The 21,948-nt window shown below is 52.8% G+C and carries 18 protein-coding genes; 2 read left to right on the top strand and 16 right to left on the bottom strand.

Features of this window, described 5'->3' with window-relative positions; genetic code table 11:
* Window positions 1–7: 7 nt before the first annotated feature.
* Window positions 8–403 carry an ATP-binding protein gene (locus tag OCV31_RS04785; RefSeq protein WP_108831106.1) on the bottom strand — a complete coding sequence of 132 codons (396 nt, stop codon included), beginning with the start codon at window positions 401–403 and terminating at the stop codon, window positions 8–10.
* A gap of 189 nt (window positions 404–592) precedes the next feature.
* Between OCV31_RS04785 and rd the strand changes: the two genes are divergently transcribed.
* Window positions 593–754: a rubredoxin gene (rd, locus tag OCV31_RS04780; protein WP_108831105.1), complete on the top strand. Its 162-nt coding sequence runs from the start codon at window positions 593–595 to the stop codon at window positions 752–754.
* An 89-nt stretch (window positions 755–843) separates the two neighbouring features.
* Here the strand turns inward: rd and yihA are convergent, their stop codons facing one another.
* From yihA to OCV31_RS04715, 13 genes are all read right to left on the bottom strand, one after another.
* Window positions 844–1,446, bottom strand: a complete 603-nt coding sequence (gene yihA / locus OCV31_RS04775; RefSeq protein ID WP_148473087.1) for a ribosome biogenesis GTP-binding protein YihA/YsxC — start codon at window positions 1,444–1,446, stop codon at window positions 844–846.
* Complete coding sequence (gene lon / locus OCV31_RS04770) at window positions 1,427–3,757, bottom strand: endopeptidase La (RefSeq protein ID WP_148473085.1); 2,331 nt, start codon at window positions 3,755–3,757, stop codon at window positions 1,427–1,429. The genes yihA and lon overlap by 20 nt, the downstream gene beginning before the upstream one ends.
* A gap of 44 nt (window positions 3,758–3,801) precedes the next feature.
* Window positions 3,802–5,058, bottom strand: a complete 1,257-nt coding sequence (gene clpX, locus OCV31_RS04765; protein WP_148473083.1) for an ATP-dependent Clp protease ATP-binding subunit ClpX — start codon at window positions 5,056–5,058, stop codon at window positions 3,802–3,804.
* Between the two features lie 11 nt (window positions 5,059–5,069).
* Complete coding sequence (clpP, locus tag OCV31_RS04760) at window positions 5,070–5,654, bottom strand: ATP-dependent Clp endopeptidase proteolytic subunit ClpP (RefSeq protein WP_108831101.1); 585 nt, start codon at window positions 5,652–5,654, stop codon at window positions 5,070–5,072.
* A gap of 34 nt (window positions 5,655–5,688) precedes the next feature.
* Window positions 5,689–7,023 carry a trigger factor gene (gene tig / locus OCV31_RS04755; protein WP_148473081.1) on the bottom strand — a complete coding sequence of 445 codons (1,335 nt, stop codon included), beginning with the start codon at window positions 7,021–7,023 and terminating at the stop codon, window positions 5,689–5,691.
* A gap of 110 nt (window positions 7,024–7,133) precedes the next feature.
* Window positions 7,134–7,526 (bottom strand): hypothetical protein, encoded by a 393-nt coding sequence (locus OCV31_RS04750; RefSeq protein ID WP_267303809.1) that lies wholly within the window; start codon window positions 7,524–7,526, stop codon window positions 7,134–7,136.
* The gene (locus OCV31_RS04745; RefSeq protein ID WP_148473077.1) at window positions 7,523–8,437 is read right to left on the bottom strand and encodes a lactate/malate family dehydrogenase; all 915 of its coding nucleotides are present in this window, start codon (window positions 8,435–8,437) and stop codon (window positions 7,523–7,525) included. Before OCV31_RS04745 ends, OCV31_RS04750 begins: the two co-directional genes overlap by 4 nt.
* A gap of 11 nt (window positions 8,438–8,448) precedes the next feature.
* Window positions 8,449–8,658 carry a YdbC family protein gene (locus tag OCV31_RS04740; RefSeq protein WP_148473075.1) on the bottom strand — a complete coding sequence of 70 codons (210 nt, stop codon included), beginning with the start codon at window positions 8,656–8,658 and terminating at the stop codon, window positions 8,449–8,451.
* Window positions 8,659–8,698: 40 nt separating this feature from the next.
* Window positions 8,699–11,269, bottom strand: a complete 2,571-nt coding sequence (locus OCV31_RS04735; RefSeq protein WP_148473073.1) for a heavy metal translocating P-type ATPase — start codon at window positions 11,267–11,269, stop codon at window positions 8,699–8,701.
* Between the two features lie 65 nt (window positions 11,270–11,334).
* Window positions 11,335–14,148: a UvrD-helicase domain-containing protein gene (locus OCV31_RS04730; RefSeq protein ID WP_267303808.1), complete on the bottom strand. Its 2,814-nt coding sequence runs from the start codon at window positions 14,146–14,148 to the stop codon at window positions 11,335–11,337.
* Window positions 14,135–16,582, bottom strand: coding sequence for a PD-(D/E)XK nuclease family protein (locus tag OCV31_RS04725; protein ID WP_267303807.1), 2,448 nt, complete (start codon window positions 16,580–16,582; stop codon window positions 14,135–14,137). The genes OCV31_RS04730 and OCV31_RS04725 overlap by 14 nt, the downstream gene beginning before the upstream one ends.
* Window positions 16,566–17,423 (bottom strand): ROK family protein, encoded by an 858-nt coding sequence (locus tag OCV31_RS04720; RefSeq protein ID WP_148473067.1) that lies wholly within the window; start codon window positions 17,421–17,423, stop codon window positions 16,566–16,568. The genes OCV31_RS04725 and OCV31_RS04720 overlap by 17 nt, the downstream gene beginning before the upstream one ends.
* On the bottom strand, window positions 17,416–18,351 hold the full coding sequence (locus OCV31_RS04715) for an RluA family pseudouridine synthase (RefSeq protein ID WP_148473065.1): 936 nt from the start codon (window positions 18,349–18,351) through the stop codon (window positions 17,416–17,418). Before OCV31_RS04715 ends, OCV31_RS04720 begins: the two co-directional genes overlap by 8 nt.
* Before the next feature lie 83 nt (window positions 18,352–18,434).
* On the opposite strand from OCV31_RS04715, the gene OCV31_RS04710 reads away from it, so the two are divergent.
* Window positions 18,435–19,142 (top strand): endolytic transglycosylase MltG, encoded by a 708-nt coding sequence (locus OCV31_RS04710; RefSeq protein ID WP_148473063.1) that lies wholly within the window; start codon window positions 18,435–18,437, stop codon window positions 19,140–19,142.
* A 113-nt stretch (window positions 19,143–19,255) separates the two neighbouring features.
* On the opposite strand, the gene OCV31_RS04705 is transcribed toward OCV31_RS04710, so the two are convergent.
* Window positions 19,256–20,434, bottom strand: a complete 1,179-nt coding sequence (locus OCV31_RS04705; RefSeq protein ID WP_148473061.1) for a M20 metallopeptidase family protein — start codon at window positions 20,432–20,434, stop codon at window positions 19,256–19,258.
* Window positions 20,434–21,819, bottom strand: a complete 1,386-nt coding sequence (locus OCV31_RS04700; protein WP_267303806.1) for a DUF5058 family protein — start codon at window positions 21,817–21,819, stop codon at window positions 20,434–20,436. Before OCV31_RS04700 ends, OCV31_RS04705 begins: the two co-directional genes overlap by 1 nt.
* Between the last annotated feature and the right edge of the window lie 129 nt (window positions 21,820–21,948).

Genomic DNA, 21,948 nt, shown 5'->3' with positions numbered 1-21,948 from the left:
CCATGTTTTAAACCAAATCCATTAAACAGTGAATGGAATTGCCCTTGTATTCCACAGAGCGACAAATGGATTCCACGATGAAAAGGCCTCGGCCGCAGCAGCTGTCGGTGGTGCACTCAAAATCTTCCGCGGAATAGTAAAAGCCTTCCCCTTCGTCCCGCACGGCGATGCGCATCCGATCGGGCTCCATGTCGATGCGCAAAAAGACCTGCTTGTCCCGGTTCCATGCGTTCCCGTGATCGGCGCCGTTTACCATGAGCTCGTCGATGATCAGGCGAATATTATATTGTAGATCCCGATTGGGAATATATGCCGCGATGGCCTCCATGGTCTCGGCGATAAATCCGCGCAGAGCCTCCATGTCGCTGGCCACGGCCCCTTCATAGGTACGCACTTCTCTCATTTCTTTCACCCCTATGGTTTCTTTTTACCCAAGAAGGTTCCGAAAAAAACCGGGGCGAAGGGGATTTTCTCAGCTTTCCCTTATGCTTTTCTTTTCTTTTTTGAATTTTTCATTTCCTCTGTTACTTTTTCCATTCCCCGGGTATAATATAAGCAGTTGACAAGTTAACAATTGAAAGGAGTTCAACACATGGACAAATATGAATGCCAAGTATGTGGTTACATTTACGACCCCGCCGAAGGCGACCCGGACAACGGTGTAAAGCCCGGTACCGCTTTTGCTGATCTCCCCGCTGATTGGGAATGCCCCCTCTGCGGCGCCAGCAAAGACGACTTCGAAAAGGCTGAATAATCGCATATAAAGAGCGCGGCTTATGCCGCGCCTTTTTTATTGGCCATATACACAGAAAATCCATTGAGCCCGCGCCCAATGGATTTTTTTCAGTCTTTTTTTCTGTAATAGGCCGCCATGTCGTCGAGGATCTCCCACAGCACGTCCACGTTTTCTTTGGTGACGGCGCTGTATGGGACGATGAGGTCGTCGTAGGGCACGTTCAATGCTTTTTTAATGGTGGCAAAGGCTTTGTGCCGCTGATTTTTCGATAATTTGTCGGCCTTTGTGGCCACGACGAGGCCGGCAAAGTCGTTTTCCAATATCCAAGCGTACATTTCCTTGTCCTTGGCCGTGGGCTCGTGGCGCATGTCCACGAGGAGTATCAGCTCCGCCAAATTGTCGCGACTTTCCAGGTATTCATTAATGGTCTTGGCCCAGGCGTCCTGTTCTTTTTTCGACGCCACGGCGTAGCCGTAGCCCGGCAGATCCACGAGGCGCAGGGCGTCGTTGATGCGGTAGAAATTTATGGTGCGGGTCTTTCCCGGCTTGCCGCTGGTGCGGGCCAGGTTTTTTCTTCCCAACATGGCGTTGGTGAAGCTGCTCTTACCCACATTGGAGCGGCCGCAAAAAGCAAACTCCGGCAGATCCGCCGCCGGGTACTGCTCTTTTTTTACGGCGACTTTTTCAAGTTCACACTGACGTATCTTCACGTACCATCGCCTCTTTCAATACTTCATCCATGTGCTCCACGCCGATGACGTTGAGCTTTTTAATGGAGGGAGAATCCATGTCCTTTAAGTCCCTGAGATTGGCCTTGGGCACGAGGACGGTTTTCACGCCGGCCCGTTGCGCGGCGAGAAGCTTCTCCTTGAGCCCGCCGATGGGGAGCACGCGGCCGCGAAGGGTGACTTCGCCGGTCATGGCCACGAAGCGATTCACGGGAATTTTCGCCATGGCGGAGTACAGGGCCGTGGTCATGGCGATGCCCGCCGAGGGGCCGTCTTTCGGCGTGGCGCCGTCGGGGACGTGAATGTGGATGTCGTGTTTGTCCTTAAAGTCTTCAGGAAGGCCTAATTTTTCTTCCACGCTCCAAATATAGGTAAGGGCCGCCTGCGCCGATTCCCTCATGACATTGCCCAGCTGGCCGGTGAGTTGAATCTTGCCCTTGCCCGGCACGATGTTCACTTCGATGCCCAAAAGCACGCCGCCCACCGCCGTCCAGGCCAGGCCGTTGACGTAGCCGATGAGGTCTTCCTCTTCGATGTCCTTTTCCAGGGCCTTTTTCTCGCCCAGATATTTGTTCAGATTGCGATTGGTAATGTGGGCCTTTTTCTTGCCCGTTTCCAAAAATTCCAAATTCACCTTGCGCACGATTTTCGCCAGCTCCTTGTCCAACATGCGGACACCGGCTTCTTTCGTGTAGTTTTCGATCATGGTGTCGATGGCATTGTCGGAAATGGTCATGTCCTCGGCGCTGTATCCTACATCTTTTAAATGCTTGGGCCACAGATGGCGCTTGGCGATTTCCTTTTTCTCCTCGGGGGTGTAGCCGCCGATGGTGATGATTTCCATGCGGTCCAAAAGGGGCGCCGGAATGGTCTTGGTGGTGTTGGCCGTGGTGATGAAAAAGACTTTCGACAGGTCGAAGGGAATTTCCAAAAACCGATCGGTGAAGCTGTTGTTTTGCGCCGGATCCAGGACTTCCAAGAGACCCGAGGCCGGATCGCCCCGATAGTCGTTGCCCACTTTGTCGATTTCGTCGAGAAGGAAGAGGGGGTTGTTTTTCTTCGCCTCTTTCATCAGACTGATGACGCGGCCGGGCATGGCGCCCACATAGGTTCTGCGGTGGCCGCGAATTTCGTTTTCGTCGGTCATGCCGCCCAAGCTCATGCGCACATAGGGCTTGTTCAGCGCTTCCGCAACGGAGGCGGCGATGCTGGTTTTGCCCACGCCCGGCGGGCCGACGAGGCAAAGGATCGGCGACTTGGCATCCGGGGATTTCTTCCTCAGGGCGATAAATTCCAATATCCGCTCTTTAATGTCCTTTAAGCCGTAGTGGGCCTCGTCTAAAATCTTGCGGGCTTCTTTTAAACTGTGTTCCTCTTCCGCTTCGTCGCACCAGGGCAGGTCCAAAATCCAGTCCAGGTAATTGGTCTGGCCCGCGTACTCCGGCGAGGCGGCGTTCATGCGCTCCAGCTTCTTCAGCTCTTTCTCCGCTTTCTCCCGCACTTCCTCGGGAAGGGCCTTCTCTTCCAGGCGACGGCGGTATTCCGCCACTTCCTCTTCTTCTTCCCCGGTGAGTTCCTTCTGGATGACGCGCATCTGCTCTTTCAGGAAGTATTCCTTTTGATTTTCGTTAATGGAATGTTTCACCTTGTCGTCGATGGCGTTGGAAATGCGCAAGAGTTCGTTCTCCCGCATTAAAATGCTGTGCAGGCGGGTGAGCCGCTCCTTCACGTCCATGGCATCGAGGATGCTTTGGGCGTCTTCCGCCTTCATATTGACGTAGCCCGCCACGGTGTCGGCGAAGGCCTGGGGCGAGTCGTAGTTAATCACCGAATCCAAAAGGCCCGGGTAGATCTTGTTGTTTTTTTCGATGTACTCGTCCAAGTCGTCTTCCGTGAGGCGCAAAAGGGCCTCGAGCTCCGGCTCCATAGCCTCCTCGGCGTCGTCGTAGCGCACCACGTCGGCTTCCATCCACTTGCCGGAGGTATCCACCGACTGAATCACGCCCCGGGCCACGCCTTTCACGAGCACCCGCACGATGCCGCCGGGCAGGCGCAGGATCTGGTTGATTTTACAAATGGTGCCCGTCTCGTAAAGGTCTTCGGCTTCGGGCTCTTCCACTTCGGGATCTCTCTGTGTCACCACAAAGATATAGCCGTCGGATCCGTCCGCCCGCTCGATGGCCGCCACCGACGGCTTTCTCGCCGCGTCAAAATGGGTGATGACGTGGGGCAAAATGACCATATCCCTTAGGGCCAAAAGGGGAAAAGTTCCGTTTTCCGTTTTTATTGCCATAGTTTCTCCTTATATAAAAAGGCCCACCTGGGTGAGCCTTTCGCTTATTGATCCGACGAGATCTTTTTCAAGGGCTCGTCTCTTTCCATGATCGGGTCCTCGTCGCCTTCGACGCTGGCCTTGGTGACGACGACGCGTTTCACGTCGTCCATGGAAGGAATTTCGAACATGGTGTCCATCATGATCTCTTCGATGGTGCCTCTCAGGCCGCGGGCGCCGGATTTCTTCTTGATGGCTTTTTCCGCAATGGCGTCTAAAGCGTCGTCTTCGAATTCCAGTTCCACGCCGTCCATGGCGAAGAGGGCCTTGTACTGTTTCACGATGGCGTTTTTCGGTTGGGTCAAAATGTGAACCAACGCGTCTTTATCCAGCTCCTCCAAGGTGACGGTGACGGGCAAACGGCCGATAAATTCCGGGATCAAGCCGTACTTTAAGAGATCTTCCCCTTCCAGTTCTTCAAGAAGGTTGACCTCGTCGTGCTTGCTCCGTTTGATTTCCGTGCCGAAGCCGATGCCGCCTTTTCCTAAGCGGGCTTCGATGATTTTATCCAACGAATCGAAGGCACCGCCTAAGATAAAGAGGATATTGGACGTATCCACTTGAATAAATTCCTGATTCGGATGTTTTCTGCCTCCTTGGGGCGGAACATTGGCCTCCGTGCCTTCGATGAGTTTTAAAAGGGCCTGTTGCACCCCTTCGCCGCTCACGTCGCGGGTAATGGAGACATTTTCCGATTTGCGGGCGATCTTGTCGATTTCGTCCACATAGATGATGCCCCGCTCCGCCGCTTCGATGTCGTAATCCGCCGCCTGAATCAGCTTCAGAATAATATTTTCCACATCTTCGCCGACGTAGCCCGCCTCGGTAAGAGAGGTGGCATCGGCGATGGCAAAGGGCACATCCAGGATGCGGGCCATGGTTTGCGCCAAAAGGGTTTTGCCGCTGCCCGTGGGGCCCACCATTAAAATATTGCTCTTCTGAATTTCAACACTGTCGTCGCCTCCGCCGGCTTCTTGGGTGCGAATGCGCTTGTAGTGATTGTAAACAGCCACGGCCAGGGCGCGCTTGGCGCTTTCCTGGCGAATGACGTAGTCGTCTAAGGTCGCCTTAATTTCCGCCGGCGTGGGCAGATGGTCGGAAGCAACCGCCTCTTTCGGCGCCATTTCCTGTCTTAAAATATCTTCGCACAAGTGAATGCATTCGTCGCAAATATAGGCGTCGGGTCCTTGGACCAGTTTTTGTACCTGATCTTTGGACTTGCCGCAAAACGAGCAGCGCTGATCTTTTTTTTCTTCTGTCATGATGCTCCTAACTATTTACGTTTGACGATCACATCGTCGATGATACCGTAAGCTTTCGCCTCTTCCGCCGACATAAAGAAGTCGCGATCCGTATCTTTTTCCACCTTTTTCAGGGTTTGACCGGTTCGCTCGGCGATAATGGCGTTTAATTGCTTGCGGGTCTTTAAGATTTTTTCCGCGTGAATTTGAATGTCCGATGCCTGGCCTTGGGCGCCGCCCAGGGGTTGGTGGATCATAATGTCCGCATTGGGCAAGGCGTAGCGCTTGCCCTTTTCGCCGGCCAGGAGCAGAAACGCGCCCATGGATGCGGCGAGGCCCACGCAAATGGTGGAGACGTCTGGCTTAATGTATTGCATCGTGTCGTAGATGGCAAAGCCCGCGCTCACGGAACCGCCGGGGGAGTTAATATAGATTTGAATGTCCTTGTCCGGATCTTCCGATTCCAAAAACAAAAGTTGGGCGACGATTAAATCCGCCATTTGATCGTTTACTTCGCCGGTTAAAAAGATAATCCGGTCTTTTAAAAGTCGGGAATAAATATCGTAGCTTCTTTCGCCGCGATTGGTTTGTTCCACGACCATGGGTACCAGTGCCATACTTATGCCTCCTTTTCGAGGCTCGTGCAGCCTCTTATGCTTCTTCGCTTTCGTCTTTATTTAAGCCTTCCACTTCTTTCGCATTGTCTACGAGAAGTTCGACGGCTTTTTTGCGTTCTAAGTCAGACTTCATGAGGTCCTTGTTGGATTCCATCATGGTCTTGATCATTTCTTCCTGTTTGTCTTCGTCGCCTTTAAAGTAGCGTTCGGACATTTCTCTGGCGTAAGCTTCCACTTCGTCGTCGGAAATTTCGAATTTTTCCGCTTCAACGATGGCTTCCAGAACCAAGGATTTCAACACTTCTTTTTCCGCGTCGGGACGCATGGAGTCTTTGAAGTCATCTAAGCTTTGGCCCAGCATTTGCAGGTATTGTTCCAGTTGCAGGCCTTGGCTGCGCATGTTGTTGTCCATGCTGCGGATTTGTTCGTCGATGGCGTTGTTCACCATGACTTCCGGCACGTCCACTTTGGCATTTGCCGCAGCGGCTTCCAATGCGCGGTCCATGCGAATGTTTTTCGCATTGGCTTCAACTTCTTCGGTCTTTTGCTTCTTCAGATCCGCCTTGTATTCGTCCACGGTGTCGAATTCGGAAATGTCTTTAATGAATTCATCGTCCACTTCCGGTAATTCTTCCACGGCGATGGAATTTAAGGTAATGGTAAAGACAGCGTCTTTGCCCTTTAAGTCTTCGTTGAAGTAGTCTTCCGGGAATTTTACGTCGATGTCGAAGGTTTCGCCGATTTCATGGCCGACGATGCCTTCTTCAAAGCCCGGGATAAAGCTGCCGCTGCCCAATTCCAGTTCTTGGTCTTCGGCACTTCCGCCTTCAAAAGCGACGCCGTCGACTTTTCCTTCAAAGTCGATGTTGACTTTGTCGCCGTCTTCCGCGGCGCGGTCGTCGATATTAATGTGGCGCGCGTTTAAGTGGCGTTGCTTGTCGATTTCGTTGTCGATCATTTCATCGGAAACTTCGTCGGGTACGGCTTCGATTTCCAGGCCTTTGTAGTCGCCTAAAACCACTTCCGGCTTAATTTCAACGCTGACTTCGACGATTAAATCCTTGCTGCGATCGAAGTTTTCTTCGTCGATGTCGATTTCCGGTTGGTCGATGACCTCGAGTTCCAATTCTTCCAGGGCGTCTTGGTAGATCTTGGGAAGCACTTCGTTCAGCGCATCTTCAAAGAAAATACCGCTACCGTAGAATTGTTCGATGATTTTCTTCGGCGCGTGGCCCTTGCGGAATCCCGGCACGTTGAAGTAATTTTTGTTGCGTTTATAAACTTTCGACTCCGCTTCTTTGATTTCCTCGTGGGGAACCGTCAGGTCGAAATAAACTTTATTCTTTTCTTGCTTTTTGATCTCTGTCATCCTTATCCCTCCATAATTTATATCTAAAGCATTATACCATAAGGGCATTAAAATCAACAGTTTCGGGCAAAAAATCGCGACGAGCCGCCGAATTTCCCGCCCTTTGGCCCCTAGACTCTGCGTTCATAGACAAAATGGCAGTAGGGACAGGTGACTTTTACTTTGCCCGCGCCTCGAGGCAGGCGGGCGGTTTTATTACAGGACGGGCAGTGGATGTAGCGATAATGTCGCACATCCTTGAGCCGCCTCATAAGACGCCTCACCGGGCGAATGGCGTTTAAAAAGGCCCCGTTTTCTTTTCGGCGCTTGCCCCGCTCTCTGGAGTAGGCGCGAAAGAGCACCATGAAAAGGAGGACGAGGGCGCCTCGGGACCAATAACCATTGCCGTAGTGGCTCCCCGCCAGGCGCAAAAGAAAGGACGCCGCGAACAAAAGGGTGTTCAGCTCGTCCCAGCCGTAGCGATTGGCCATAAAGCGGCGAAAGGCGTTTTTCAATTCCCTCATACCAGATAGCTGCGGATCATTTCGGCGCTGTCGGTGTATTTCTTCCGCTCTTCATCGGTTAAATCCAGCTCGACGATTTCTTCGATGCCGTTCTTGCCGATGACGCAAGGCGTGGAGACGTACACGTCTTCGACGCCGTATTCGCTCTTGTGAAGGGCGGAGACTTGCAGGATCTTCTTTTCGTCGTAGAGCACGGCGTCTAAAATGGTGTTGACCGTGTTGGCGATGCCGTATTGGGTGGAGCCTTTGCCGAAGAAGGCGCGGTGGCCGCGATAGACCACGGATTTTTCAATTTCCGCCCGGTCCAATGTAATGTCATGTTCTTCAAGATACCGCTTCAGGGGAATGTCGTTGACCGTCACTTGGGAATAGGGCAAAAATTGGCTGTCCCCGTGTTCGCCCAGCATCATGCTGTGCACGTTGTTCGGGCTCACGTTAAATTCTCGTGCCAAAATGGTGCGGCTTCGTTCCGAATCCAGTGCCGTGCCGCTTCCGATGACGCGGGTGGAATCCAGGCCGGAAAGTTCCCACACGCGATAGGCGATGGCGTCGCAGGGATTGGTGACCACGACAAAAATGCCTTTAAAGCCCGCCGCCATGACCTTCGGAATGTAGTCCTTGACATCGGCGTAGTTGCCTGTGTATTCGTTTCGCCGTTGGCCGTCTTCGGGAATGCGCCCGGCGCAGACGACGATCATGTCGCTTGCCGCCACATCCTCGATGGTGCCGGCGATGAAGCGGGTGTTGTGGGGATAAAATCCCTGTGCGTCTTCCAAATCACTGACCACGCCGTCAAGGCGCTTGTCGTCAATGTCGTGTAATGTTATATGCGTAAATCCGCCGCGCAGAGCCCGCGTGTAGGCGACGATTTCGCCTACGTGGCCTGCGCCGATAATTCCCAGTTTAGCCATGGTCCACTTCCTTACTTAATCAATTCTCTCAATGCTTCAAATTCGTCCACGGACAAGGTAATGCCCTTGCTCATTTTCGAGTGATCCTCGTTCCAGGAGCGCAGATCGAATTTCGGATCAGCGCCGTTGTAGGATACGCGATTTAATTCTTTTTTCCAACCGTTGGGCGCTTCGGACAAGACGCCGAGGTGCTCCACGATTTCAAATCTAAATTCTGCCACAATTCCTCCTAACAGAAAAAAGCGCCGTGGGCGCTTTCATCTACTCAACCGCTGTGACTGTATAGCCTGCATCTTCCACTGCTTTTTTTAATAAGGCGCTGTCCAGCTTTTCGCCTTCCACGACGGCTTCTTGGGGATCCAAGGTTACCGACGCCTTCACGCCGTCAAGTTCGTTTAACGCTTTGTCGACACGTCCGACGCAATGATTGCAGCTCATGCCATCGATTTTTAAAATTTTCTTATCCATTTTTTGTGCCTCCTTGTCTCTATTATACCCATGTGCTTTTGTTTTTACAGAGGGAATTTCCACAAAGTCGATTGCCTCGGAGAATTCCTCTTTATTTTCGCTTTCCGCCTTATCTAATGAAAGGAAATTTAATCTCAGGGCGTTGGTCACGACAAAAACGGAGCTGAAGCTCATGGCCAGTGCCGCGATCATGGGGCTCAGCGTGAGGCCGAAGGGCTTGTAGAAAAGCCCCGCCGCCACGGGAATGCAGATCACATTGTAGAAAAAGGCCCAGAATAAATTTTCCTTGATGTTTCGGATCGTGGCCTTGGAAAGATCCATGGCGCTTACCACATCCATTAAATCGCTGTGCATTAAGACTACGTCGGCGCTTTCCATGGCGATGTCCGTGCCGGCGCCGATGGCGATGCCCACGTCGCTTCTCGCGAGAGCCGGAGCGTCGTTGATGCCGTCGCCGACCATGGCCACTTTCCCCGCTTCCTGATATTGACGCACATAGGCTTCTTTTTCATCGGGGAGCACGCCGGCGTGGACGCGGTCGACGGCCAAGTCCTTCGCGATAACTTTCGCTGTCTTTTCGTTGTCGCCGGTAAGCATGACCAGCTTTTTCCCGGCGGCGTGGAGTTTTTCAAGGGCCGTTTTCGAATTGGCCTTCACCAAATCCTTCGCCGCGATAAGGCCGATAAATTCATCGTCTTTCGCGAAAAACAGTGGCGTCTTCCCTTCAGCGAGAAGGGCGTCCAGTTGCGCGCGGATCACGGAAAGATCCGCGCCGACGGAGTCCATTAAGGCTTCGTTGCCGCCGTAATAGGTCTCGCCGTTTAAGGTGGCCTTTAAGCCTCTACCGGGAATGGCTTCGAAATGCTCGAGGCTTAATTTATTTTCCGTTCCGTATGTTTCTTCGTAGGCCCGAATCACGCCTTCCGCCAAGGGATGCTCCGAAGGCTTTTCCAAGGCGTAGGCCGTAGCGAATAGTTCTTCCGCCGAAATGCCGGCGGCCACCACGTCGGTGACGTAGGGCTTGCCCCGCGTAATGGTACCGGTCTTGTCGAAGATCACCGTTTCCACGTGGTGCAATACTTCCAGGCCTTCGGCGCTTTTGTAGAGCACACCGGCCTTGGCGCCTTTGCCCGTGCCTACCATAATGGCCACCGGCGTCGCGAGACCCAGTGCACAGGGGCAGCTGATGACCAGTACGGAGATGGCGAGTTTCAAGGCGAAGGCGGGTTCCGCTCCGAGAGCCAGCCAAATGCCGCCGGTAGCCAAGGCGATGGCGATGACAATGGGGACGAAGATCCCTGCCACTTTGTCGGCAATTTTCGAGATCGGCGCCTTCGTAGCGTTTGCGTCGTCCACGAGGGCGATGATTTTTGCGATGGTGGTGTCTTCGCCCACCCGCTTCGCCTCCATAATCAAGCGGCCCTGACCGTTTGTCGTAGCGGCCATGACGTCGCTGCCCGCGGTTTTTTCCACGGGAATGGGCTCGCCGCTAAGGGCGGATTCGTCCACGGAGGAAATGCCTTCCACCACGACGCCGTCCACGGGCACATTTTCCCCGGGCTTCAGCAAAATCCTGTCGCCGATTTCAATAGCTTCCACGGGAATCACTTTCTCTTCGCCGTCTTTTATGACCGTCGCCACTTCCGGTGTGAGATCCATAAGGGAGCGAATGGCGCCGGAGGTCTTGTGTTTCGCCTTGGCTTCTAAATATTTCCCCAAGTCGATTAAGACCACGATGGTGGCCGCCGATTCGAAGTAGAGTTCGTGGCCGTAGGCGGCGATGCGGGCCATGTCCCCGTGACCGAAGCCGTAGGCCAATTGGAAGATGACGTAGATCCCGTAGATGTAGGCCGCGCCGGAGCCCATGGCGATTAAAGCGTCCATGTTGGGATGTCTTCGCCACATGGATTTTCCGCCGTTTACATAGTAGTGACGATTCAAAAACAGAATCACCGTGGTGAACATAAATTGCACCAGAGCAAAGGTGAGTAGGTTTTCGCGACCTTCCAAAATAGAAGGCACCGGCGCACCCATCATGGAGCCCATGGAGATATAAAAGAGGGGGATTAAAAAGATCGCCGAGACGATGAGGCGGCGACGCTTTAATTCCAATTCTTCGGAAAAAGGATCCGCCTCAATGGTTTCGCTCTTTTTTTCCTCGCCTTCTAAAAAGCCTTTATAACCCGCTCGATCCACGGCTTCCAGCACCGCCGATTCGATGCCTTCCTCGCCCTCCACTTTCATGGAATTGGTGAGAAGATTCACGGCCACGTTTTTTACGCCGTCGACTTTTCCTACCTCTCGTTCCACGGCAGCGGAACAGGCGGAACAGGTCATGCCTTCCACGCGATATTTTCGTTCCATAGGGCCTCCTCTCTAGTAGTCGTTATTACTTACTGCTTATATCCTACCAATTGAGTGGGAATGTGTCAACCGACGGCGGGATGAAGCAGGGCGTCGATGGCTTTTTTCTCTTGCTCCGTGAGTTCCACCCGAGTCCAAATACCATCCGCCGTGGTAAAAAGATAGAGCTTCGGGAAGGTGCCCATAATTTTTTCGTAGGCTATCCCGTAAAGGCCCAGCTGCAAGCGGTAGGTGGCCATGGCGCCGGTGCGGACGCCTCGCGCCCCCGTCTTGTAATCCACGATGGCGATTCCCTCCGGCATCCTGCGCAATTGATCGTAAAAGCCTTCCAGGATCACGCCGTCGAATTCCGCGCGAAAGGGCACTTCCGTGCCGAGGATTTCGCCGCGGTCGAAAGTGGCATCGTAATTTTTAATGGCCACATCCAGTTCATCGGCCACGCCGTAGGCCTTCGCGCGGGCCAAAAGTTTTTTCCGAAGCGGCCCATGGGGATTGCGGGCCCGCTGGGCATAGTGGTGAAACAAAATCCCCAGCTGCAGGTAATCCTTCTCGCTTTTCGAACCCTCTTTGCCGCCGTCGAAAACGGCCCGCCCCTTTAAGAGGCGACTCGCGGAAACCACGGGCTTCGCCTGCGCCATAGCGATGGCTTGCGCCGTTGTTTTTTTCGGCGCCTCTTCTTTATGCACAGATGCGGCCATGGGCGCAGGCATTTCTTCTGCAAAGTCGATCTCAGGTAAATCGCTCTGGAGCCCCTCCCCTTCTTTCGATTTCAGAAGATAGACGTGGCTCTTGGCCCGAGTCATGGCCACGTAGAGGAGGCGCAGATTTTCCTCCCGCGCCTTTTCCGCCGAAGCGGCGCGGTTCATTTCGTAAATCGCCGGCGCCGCGGGATTTTTTATGCCCACGCCTCTTTCCTCGCTGTAATTCCACAAGCCGCCTTCGGGGCGGGGCTTGGCGAAGAGATGGCCCAAGTACACCGTATCGTATTCCAAACCTTTGGCCTTGTGCATGGTGAGGATCTCCACGGCACAGTCGCCGCTGAATGTTGCCGCTCCCACCTCTTCCGTGGCTTCCATTTCGCGGAGGCTGTGGAGAAATCCTTCCAAGTGCTCGCCCTCCTCGTCATATTCCTTTGCCATGGCGAGGAGCTGATCCACATTGGCCGCGGCCTGCTCTCCGCCTTCCTTGTAGGCGTAGGCGCGAAAGCCGCTTTCTTCCACAAGGGCCAGGAGAAATTCATAGGCGGAAGATACGGGGCCCATCTCGTCGAAAAACTTTTCCATGCGCGCCATACGCTCGCGAACACTTTCTCTACATGGCGATCCGTTCATTACGTGAAAGACATCTTCCTGATTCGTCCCGATAAAGGGCGTGCGCAAAAAGGCCGGGGAAAAATCGCCGGTGATCTTCGCTTCCACGGCCAGCATTAAATCCCGCACTTCACGGGCGCGGAAAAAGCCCTCGGCACAGCGGTTTACATAGGAAATGCCGTAGTCCCGAAACACGGATTCGTAAATCCCCATAAATTTCTTCCGCCACAAGAGCAGGGCGCGGGATTCCGACGGATGTTTTTGAATGTCTTCCGCGATCCACAGGGCTTCTTTTTTAATGGCCTCTTCCGCCGATTCCTCGCCGGTGAGATCCACGCCCTTCAGGGCCCATTCCCCTTCACCGTGACCCGTAATGGGCTCGTAATCGGGAATTTTTTCCGCAAAGAGATCCCCCACGGCGGCCACGAGATCCTTGTGGGATCGGTAATTGTTCAAAAGGGCCATGGCTTCCGTGCCCTCTTTTAAGGCCTCGCCGCGAAAATCGTCGCCCACAGCCACATCGGCGCCGCGAAAGCCGTAGATGGATTGCTTTCTGTCCCCGACGACGAAAAGTTTCCCTTCGCCCTTTAAGGCGCGCAGCATGCGAATCTGCAGAGGATTCGTGTCCTGAAATTCATCGACGAGAATGTGATCGTATCCGCAGGTAATCTTCCCCGATTCCAAAAGGGCCGTGGCCATTTCCAAGAGATCGCTGAAATCCACGACGCCCATGGCCCGCTTTTCTTCTCGGTAGACTTCGTCCAGCAAGTGAAGGGCGCGGCGAATCGCTTCGATAGAAGGGTGATTTTTCTCCTCTTCACGTAATAGGAGGCGATTTTTTAATGCTTCGTTCTGTTCTTTTATGTCTTCGTCCATTTTCAGCGAGGATCCGTCGGGCATGGCCAGAAGAAAGGCCCGCTGTTCTTCTTCACTTCTGTTTTTTAATGCCTCGAGATCTTCATCGTCCAAATACTTGGCCAGTTTCGACGCTTTGGTCTTCAATGCGCTGCGAAGGGCGGGCAGAAAGTCTACATACTCCTTCAGGGGGTCGACGCCCGTTACTTTTCGAGGGCGAAAATCCCCAAGGGCGCCGCGGGTGCGAAGGGCGTCGTAGCTTTTTAAGAGCTCGCTTTTAAAATTGTTCGCCGTGGTTCCCGATGTTTCGAGAAAGGAAATAAAATCCTCGTCGGAAAAAATTCCCTTCGCCACCTTTTCGTAGCTCTTCTCCAAAAGGGCGCCGGCCTCGCCTTCCGCCAGCTGAACCATGCCGCCGAAGGTGTCCGCTTCCACGGCGTAAATGGAGAGCAGGTAGCGGCAAAAGCCGTCGATGGTCTTGACAACCAAGCGGTCCGTCTCCTCTTCCGTGAGGCTCGCCGCCATGCGGGCGGCCATTTCCTCGGCGGCGCGATTGGTGAAGGTAATGGCCAAAACATTTTCGTCGGTATTAGACAAAATCTTCTTCACTCGCTCGGTGAGCACCTTGGTCTTCCCCGCGCCGGCGCCGGCGGTGAGAAAGACGGAGCGGTCGTAGGACATTACGGCTTCCTGTTGTTCTTTATCCAATAACATCCGCCGCCTCCTTTCTGCACAGATCCCCGTGGGGACAGTAGGTACACACATTTTCGTCCATAGGCGCCTCGTTGAAATCGCCGCTTTTAATGGCGGCGAGAACGTGACCCAAGGCGTCTTCCGCCTCGTTTAGAAACTCGTCGAAAGCCTCGCCGTCGTACTTTCTTTCGTTTCTCAGGCGACTGTACTTGCCGGCACGGGTCGTGTCCCGCGCCATAATGGACACATTCCCCTTTTCCACGGACACATACTCCAACGATGCCGGCCGATTGCCCATGTGCCGGCGAGCCAGGGCATAAAGGGCGAGCTGCATCACTTTGTAGGCCGCCACGTTTTCGTATGCGGGAAGCCCCCCGGACTTGTAATCGATTAAGATTTCGTCGCCGGCTTCATTTCTGTCCACCCGGTCGATGATGCCGTGAATCTCCACATCCTCAAAGGGATAGGTGAAGGATGTCTCAAAGGCCACGGGATGGAAGGCGCCGTTTTTCTTTTCATCGGCCAGGCGCTCTTCCTCCGCTTCAATGGCGGCGAGAAGGGCGCGGGCCATGGTCTTCTTCTCCCAAGCCCACAGGTAGTCGGGCTTGAGGGGGGCCAATTTTTCATCGTAGGCCGCCTCCACGAAATTTTCCAGGTCGTCTTTCGAAAGCTTCCCGGAAAAATAAAGCGCCAGCGCCTCGTGGTAAATGCTTCCCTTGGCCATGGCCGGGCGGCCGTCTTCTTCCTCCGGCGCGCTTTTTAAGACCCGATCGGCAAAGTAGCTGAAAGGGCAGCGCAAATAGCCGTCGATGGTCGAAGGCGAAAGACCCTTTTTCCTCAGTTCATCGGCTAAAACCTCCGCCGCTTCCTCGGAAAACACGCCCTCTTCCGCAATGAGGTCCCAATTTTTTTCGTAGACTTCCCCGGTTTTATCCAAATCTTCCACGGGAAAGTTCTTTTTTATTTCCGTAAATATCCGGGCCTCTTCCCCGTCCCCCACTTTGTAGAGCAGGGATTTTTTCGACGAGGCCAATAAGTACTTCAGCCGATCGGTCATCTCTTCGCCCTGAAAAAAATTCACGTAGAGCCCGACTTCCATGACGGATTTCGCGATGGCCCGATTCATTAAGCTGTCCTCTTTCTTGGCGGGAATAAATCCCCCATCGAGTGAGGACACGAAGAGAAGGTCGTAATCGCCGCCGTAGGCCTCGTCCAAAGACAAAATATCCACGCCGGGGGCGGCTTCTTTTTCCAAAAAACCGCAAAGGATGGATTCAAACTCGCGGCCGGTAATTCTGCCGTAATCGCCTTCTGCCTCGGCCAGGGCGTCGGCGATCATTTTTGCCAACCCCTCGCCGAACGCTTCCGCCGCTTCTTCCGTACGACGGGCGAAATCGCCCCAACTGCCTTCGTTATCATGCTTCCATGTCCTTAAAAGGGCTTTGTGTCGAATCAACAGCTCCTTTGTCTCGGGAAATAAGTAATAGGGCAGGGGGCTTTCGTCCATTTCAGAAAGATCCTTCACGCCCAAGGTCTCTATGGCCGCCGCCAACCCATGGGCATCTTCCACTTCCGCCAAATCTCCCCGCAAAAAGGCGCAGGCGGAAGGCCCGTCTTCTCCCCGCCGCCACAAGAGGCGCAATTGGTGAAGAGTGTCCTCGCCGAGGACGTAGGCGGAGCCCGCCGCCGGAATGTTCGCCAAGGCAAAATGCGCCTTCATCGCCGCCCGGTCCTCTTCTTTATTCATGGCCACGCCGATCTTCGCTCCGGGATTTTCCGCGAGAGCCGCCGCGGTTTTTTTCACTATGTGGCGAAATGCCCGCTCCCCGTTTACCGTTTGATACAGGGCCACAGCTTCCGGTTCTTTTTTCTCCCCGAAGGGGCTGACCACCACCACGTGAGCAGCGGCGTCTAATTTTTCCAAGAGCAGGCGATGGCGTTCCTTGTAATGAGTGAATCCCACAAAAATATACTTACGCTCGGAATCCACCTCCGCCGCCATGGCCTCTTTAAAAACTTCGCCTTCCGTCACGCAGTCCGCCGACTCCACGGCGGATTCGTAGGCGGAAAGGAGACCACGCACATCCCCCCGCCAGCTGTAAGGCAGGTCCTTTTCCTCGAGGCCCAAATACTTCACATCGTCGCACCACTGAAAGAGGCGGCGAATTTTTTCCATGTCCCTGAGCGGTGCGAATGCCCCATTTCCTTCTTCCAGGCACTTTCGAAAAACATAGGCCGCCCGCCACAGATTGCGGGGACGGGCCATGGCCAGCTCCTCCGTGAGGTCGTCGAAGGTGAAAAAGTTGACGCCTAAAAAGCCCACGCTCCGCGATAAAACTTCTTTGCTCCGCGCGATCCATTTCCGATTAGGCATAATAAAGGTGGCGCCCTTGAAATCTACTTCATCCGCCAAAGATTCCACGCCGCTTCCCATGGGCTTATAAATGATTTCCATGGCCTCTCCTTTCTTTTTTCGCAAGAAGCATGGCCCCCACCATGCCGCCGTCGTTTCCCAAGCGGGCGGGCCCCAAGGGGGCGCGAACATTGCCGTTGCCCCGGCGGAGCATGGCCGCCTTCAGGCGCGCCACAATGCTCGGGGCGTAGGTAATCATGCCGCCGCCGATTAAAATGACCGAAGGGTTCAACACATTTTCAAGGCCGATGAGGTAATCCGCCGCGCCGTCGATAAAAGCCTGCGCCGAGGCTTCATCTGATGCCAGAAAATCGTCGCCCCGTTCGTAGCCCGCCGCCTTCATGAGGGCGTGAAAAGCCCTTGCGCTGAAATAACTCTCGGCGCAGCCCCGCTGGCCGCAGGTGCAAAGAACGCCGCCTTTCTCTACGATGATGTGTCCGATCTCCATGGCGGATCCCCGGCTCCCTAGATACAATTCGCCGCCGGCATAAAAAGCGCCGCCGATGCCCGTGCCCATGCCCACGTAGAGGACGTGATCGTCCCGGCGATTTTCCATCTCTCCCACGAGGGCACAGTTAATGTCGTTTTCCAAAACGTCCAGGCGAATGTCTTTATCCGCCAGAGCCTCGCCCAGGGGATAGCCCTGCCAACCCGAAATATTTCCGCCTAAATCGGAAAGGGCCTTCTTCTCCCTGTCTACGGTCCCCGCCGTGGCGATGCCGAAAGCTTCGTAATCAATGGGCGCTACCATGCGGGCGATTTCATCTACTACTTTGTCGGGATCCTTCGGCGTCGGGGCGCGGTCTGTGCGAATCAGTTTTCCGCCGCGAAAAATCCCGAGCTTCATGGTAGTGCCGCCGATGTCCAAGCCTAAATCATACATGGAGGCTCTCCCTGATCCGCTGAAATTTTCCCTTGGGCTCGGAGGTAAACACCTTGCCGGACACTTCGGGGAAGTCCTCGGTTTCGGGAAAGACCAATTTGTAGGCGTGAAGCAATTGGTGGTGCAATTCGCCGAAGCGGCGGGAGGCGCGGCCGTACTTTCTGTCCCCGAGGACGGGATGACCGATGGATGCCAGCTGCTGGCGAATCTGATGGGTGCGCCCGGTAATGAGCTCCGCCTCAACCAGGGTGTAGTCCCCCGTGCTCTTCAAGGGCCGGTAGATGCCCACGGCGTCCTTCCCGTCGTCGCCTTCCACGACGCGGTTTTTCTCTCCGTCCTTTGTCAGACGATTTTCCACCTTCCGTTCTTCCTTCAACTCTCCTTCCACAATGGTCATGTAATACTTCTCCACTTCCCGGTTACGAAGCCATGCGTTGGCCGCACGAAGGCCCGCCGCCGTCTTCGCCCCCAAAATTAAACCGCTGGTGTTTCGGTCCAGTCGATTGCAAATGGAGGGGACGAAGGTCTTTTCCGCCCGGGGATTGTAGCTCTTCGTGTGGATCAAATAGGCCAACATATCGTCCACCATGTTCCGCTCGTAGGCCTTGCCCGTGCCGTGGCTCAACACGCCCACGGGCTTGTCCATAATAATGAAATCTTCCGATTCGAAGACGATGGCGGGAAACTTTCCCTTCACGGACTTCGGCGCCTTGGAAAACTTCGCCAGCGTCTCGTCGGAAAAATAAATTTCCACCGTATCTCCGAGGGCCAAGACATCTTCCTCCTTGGCCTTTTTACCGTTGACCGTAATGTTTTTCTTTCGAATGGATTTATAAATCAGCGACGCCTTGGCATTGGGAAGCAATTTTTTTAAATAGCGATCCAAGCGCATGCCTGCGTCGTTTGTGTCAATTTTATTAGAGATCACGAGAGCCTCTCTTTCTTTCACGTTCCTGTGATATAATAACCTTATTATAATTATATCGAAATCGACAGGAAAGGGAAAACAGCATGAAATCTAACGGAAGAGTTTCGAAAGTATTCGTAAACTTTTTGCGCTTTGTCGTCGTCATACTGGTGGTTCTCGTCCTACTGTTCATCATTAAGTGGCGCATGAACCACTTGTTTTCCATGATGACGCCGGAAGAGAGAAAAGACACCACCATTACCGAGGAAATTCGCTCCTCAAAGGAACAAATCGGCCAGATCTCCAGCGCCGCCAAAGATGCATCGGAAAAAACCACCTTACTTAAAATAGAAACGACGGATCCGGATTCCGTGGCCAAGCGCTTAAAGGAAGTGGGCCTCATTAACGACGCCACGGCCTTCAGCAATAAGGCCAAGCGCTCCGGCATGGCCCGCTACATTACGGCGGGAAGCTACGAAATTCCCGAAGGCGCCAGCCCCGAAACCATTTTGAAAATACTCACGGAAAACGGCTTGCAAAAAGCCACCCGCACCATCACCATCGAAATTCCCGAAGGCGCCAACGACGAAATGATCGCCGATGTGATCATGAAAGAAGATTTAGTGGCGGACAGAGCCACCTTCCTTCAAATGATTCGCGACGCCGGCGCCGTGCCCAAGATTAAACCGGGGGGCTACCAAATTCACGCGCCCCTTACGGCCACGGAACTTTTGAACATCTTAATGAGCCAAAGCGAACAGGAAAATCCTGCGCCCCAAGGGGAGCAACCGGCACAACCGGCCCAACAATAAACGTGAAAAAGCCGCCCGATGAGATCATCGAGCGGCTTTTTCGTGCAGTTATCATACTATTCGGAGATGACAATGAAATTGAATGGCTTCCGCTTTTCGGATGCTTTCTTCATTTAAGACAAATTTCCAACGGCTGTTACAAAGTAATCGACGCCTTTGATTAAAATGTCTTCGTCGACCATAAATTTGGGGTTATGATTCGGATAGATGACGCCGTCACATTCTTTTGAGGTGTTTAAGAAAGTAAAGCAGGCCGGCGCTTCTTGAGCGAAATAGGCGAAGTCTTCGCTTCCCATACTCGCTTTTTCCATACGCTTGACGCTATCTTCGCCAAAGGCTTCCTGACTGAGGTCGATTAGTTTTTGGGTAAGTTCCGTGTCGTTGATTAAGGCAGGGTAGCCGAACTTGTAATCAATTTCCGCTTTGCCGCCATAACTTTCCGCTGTGCTCTTGCAAATTTTTTCACAGCCCTCAGCGATTAATTTTCGTACCGATTCGTTTAAGCAGCGAACCGTCCCGTTAATGCTCACCTTATTCGGAACAATATTGTATTGGCTGCCTCCGTGAATTTGGCCGATGGTGAATACGGCAGAATCCAAAGCATTTACTCGACGAGCCATGAAGGCTTGCAGCGCGAGAACCGCCGATGCTGCCATAGGGATCGGATCGATGGTGTCGTGAGGGTAGGCGCCGTGTCCGCCTTGTCCGATAAAATCGATGGTAAATTCGTCGAGAGATGCCATCATCGGGCCCGGGACAAATCCCATTTGACCGATTTCAATTTCGCCGGAGAGAACGCCGACGTGTTGTCCAAGAATATAATCGACCTTCGGTTCATTTAAGCAACCCACGTCGATCATCGGTTTGGCGCCGCCGTCCTTTTCTTCGGAGGGTTGGAAAAGTAGCTTCACCTTGCCGGACCATTTATCCTTGTTTTCGTTTAAAACAATGCCCGTTGTCAACAAAATGGCCGTATGGCAATCGTGTCCGCAGGCGTGCATGTTGCCGTTTTCAGATTTAAAGGGCAGGTCTGTTTCCTCTTTAATCGGCAGTGCGTCCATATCCGCTCTCAAACCGACGGTTTTGCCGGGACTGCCACTATCGATGAGGGCGACGACGGCGGATCCGTCGACGATTTTTTCGTAGGAAATGCCATATTCGTCAAGTACAGAACAGACATACTTCACCGTTTTCTCTAAATCGAAGCCGATTTCGGGAATCTGATGGAGGTCTCTTCTGAATTTAATCAGATTTTCTTCTGCTTTTTTTCGATCGAATTCTAATTTTTTCATTACTTTTCCTCCTTTTTCCTCGTTTTAATTCCGAAGAAGATCGTCGCAAAGACTGCCGACGGAACAATGACGAAAGTCGGCAAACCGGCTTTGATCATGATGACCGTTAAGACAAGAGCAAAGATCCCGCTCTTTAAATCCTTAATCGCAAACATGGCATACATCGAACCGAAAATGGAAGGTGCGATAAAGTCAAAGGCTGCTAAAACCGAATCCGGCAAGACGGAGATAATATAACTTCCCGCGACTGCAGCCAGAACTGTGACGATTAAGTTCGTAATAATCGAACCTGCAATCCCCAATGTCGAGACTAATTCCGCCTTCTTCGTGCCGGGCTCAACCTTTACTGCCGCTTGAGCTAAGGCAGAACATGGTACACGCATGTTCCCTAAGTTCCCGGAAATGAAGCCCATAAAGGTTCCGGGAAGCCCCAAGACGGGGAAGTAGGAGATTGGTTCAATTATGTAGTATGAACCGAAAATTGCCGCGATAAGTGCCCAGCCTTTTAAAATGTTTGCCATTCCCGGAAAAGCACTATATCGAATGGAAATGTATAGAGCCGGCAAAAAGGAAAATAATACGCCAAGTAAGTTTAAAATTCGACCTAATTTAATAACCGGTTGTGTATACTGCGCGTCATATTCTTGATCGATGTTTAATTTATCAGTCATGTGAAACCTCCCTATGAGTGAGCGGAAAATGCTTCCTGCGATCATGCCGATGATCAAAGCGAAGCCCAGGTTAAATTCCATCAATGCAGGAACTTTTTCTCCCAGCTTGTTCAAAAGAATCATGGAAATCCCCGCAACTACTGCGGCGACCATATTTTCATTTGAGGTGATCGCGTTGCTGACAGCCAAGAAACCCATGGCACCGCACATGCCGGAAATCGAAATAATACTCGTGATTTTTGTGTCCCCTTTGGTTAGCTTAAAGGAGATGCTGTCCAATTTGTCCGTCAATAAACTTACTACTAACAACCAGCCGCAGCCATTTAATGCCATGACCCAGCAAGCGTTTGCGTAATTGACCAAATTATAATCGGGAGAATCCAAGGTCGTGCCCATGGCTTGTGCCGCCATTTCAGCCGCCGTGAGTTCAGTATGGGCCGCGCCGATGACAGAGAGTCTTTGCCATGCCAGAGGGCCGCCTATTTTAGATATAAGTCCAAGCATGACGACAAACACGCCTAATGCCGGTCCGATGGCGGAAATTGCGCCTGTTCGGAATGCTTTCTTTTGATCTTCGGGTGTTAAATTCACTAAGGGACTTACTTTTTTTACCTTGGTGCTATAGCTAATAGCTAATGCACCTACAATTGCCACCAACGGTAAAGATAATAGCCAGAGTACAGGATCATTTGCGTACGTTAAGTAAGAGTTCATAAAGCCCTCCTTTTCTTGTATTTGGTATCTCTTACACACTGACTGTATCACCCCCCCGATCTTGTCAACCCGAATTCCGAATTATTTATTGTTAATCGCACTTTTTTCGAGAATCTTTATTTTTAAATT

It is taken from the genome of Aedoeadaptatus acetigenes, from assembly GCF_025566985.1.
Lineage (GTDB): Bacteria > Bacillota > Clostridia > Tissierellales > Peptoniphilaceae > Aedoeadaptatus > Aedoeadaptatus acetigenes.
The sequence above is the reverse complement of the archived record's forward strand: the minus strand, read 5'-3'. Positions and strand labels throughout refer to the sequence as shown.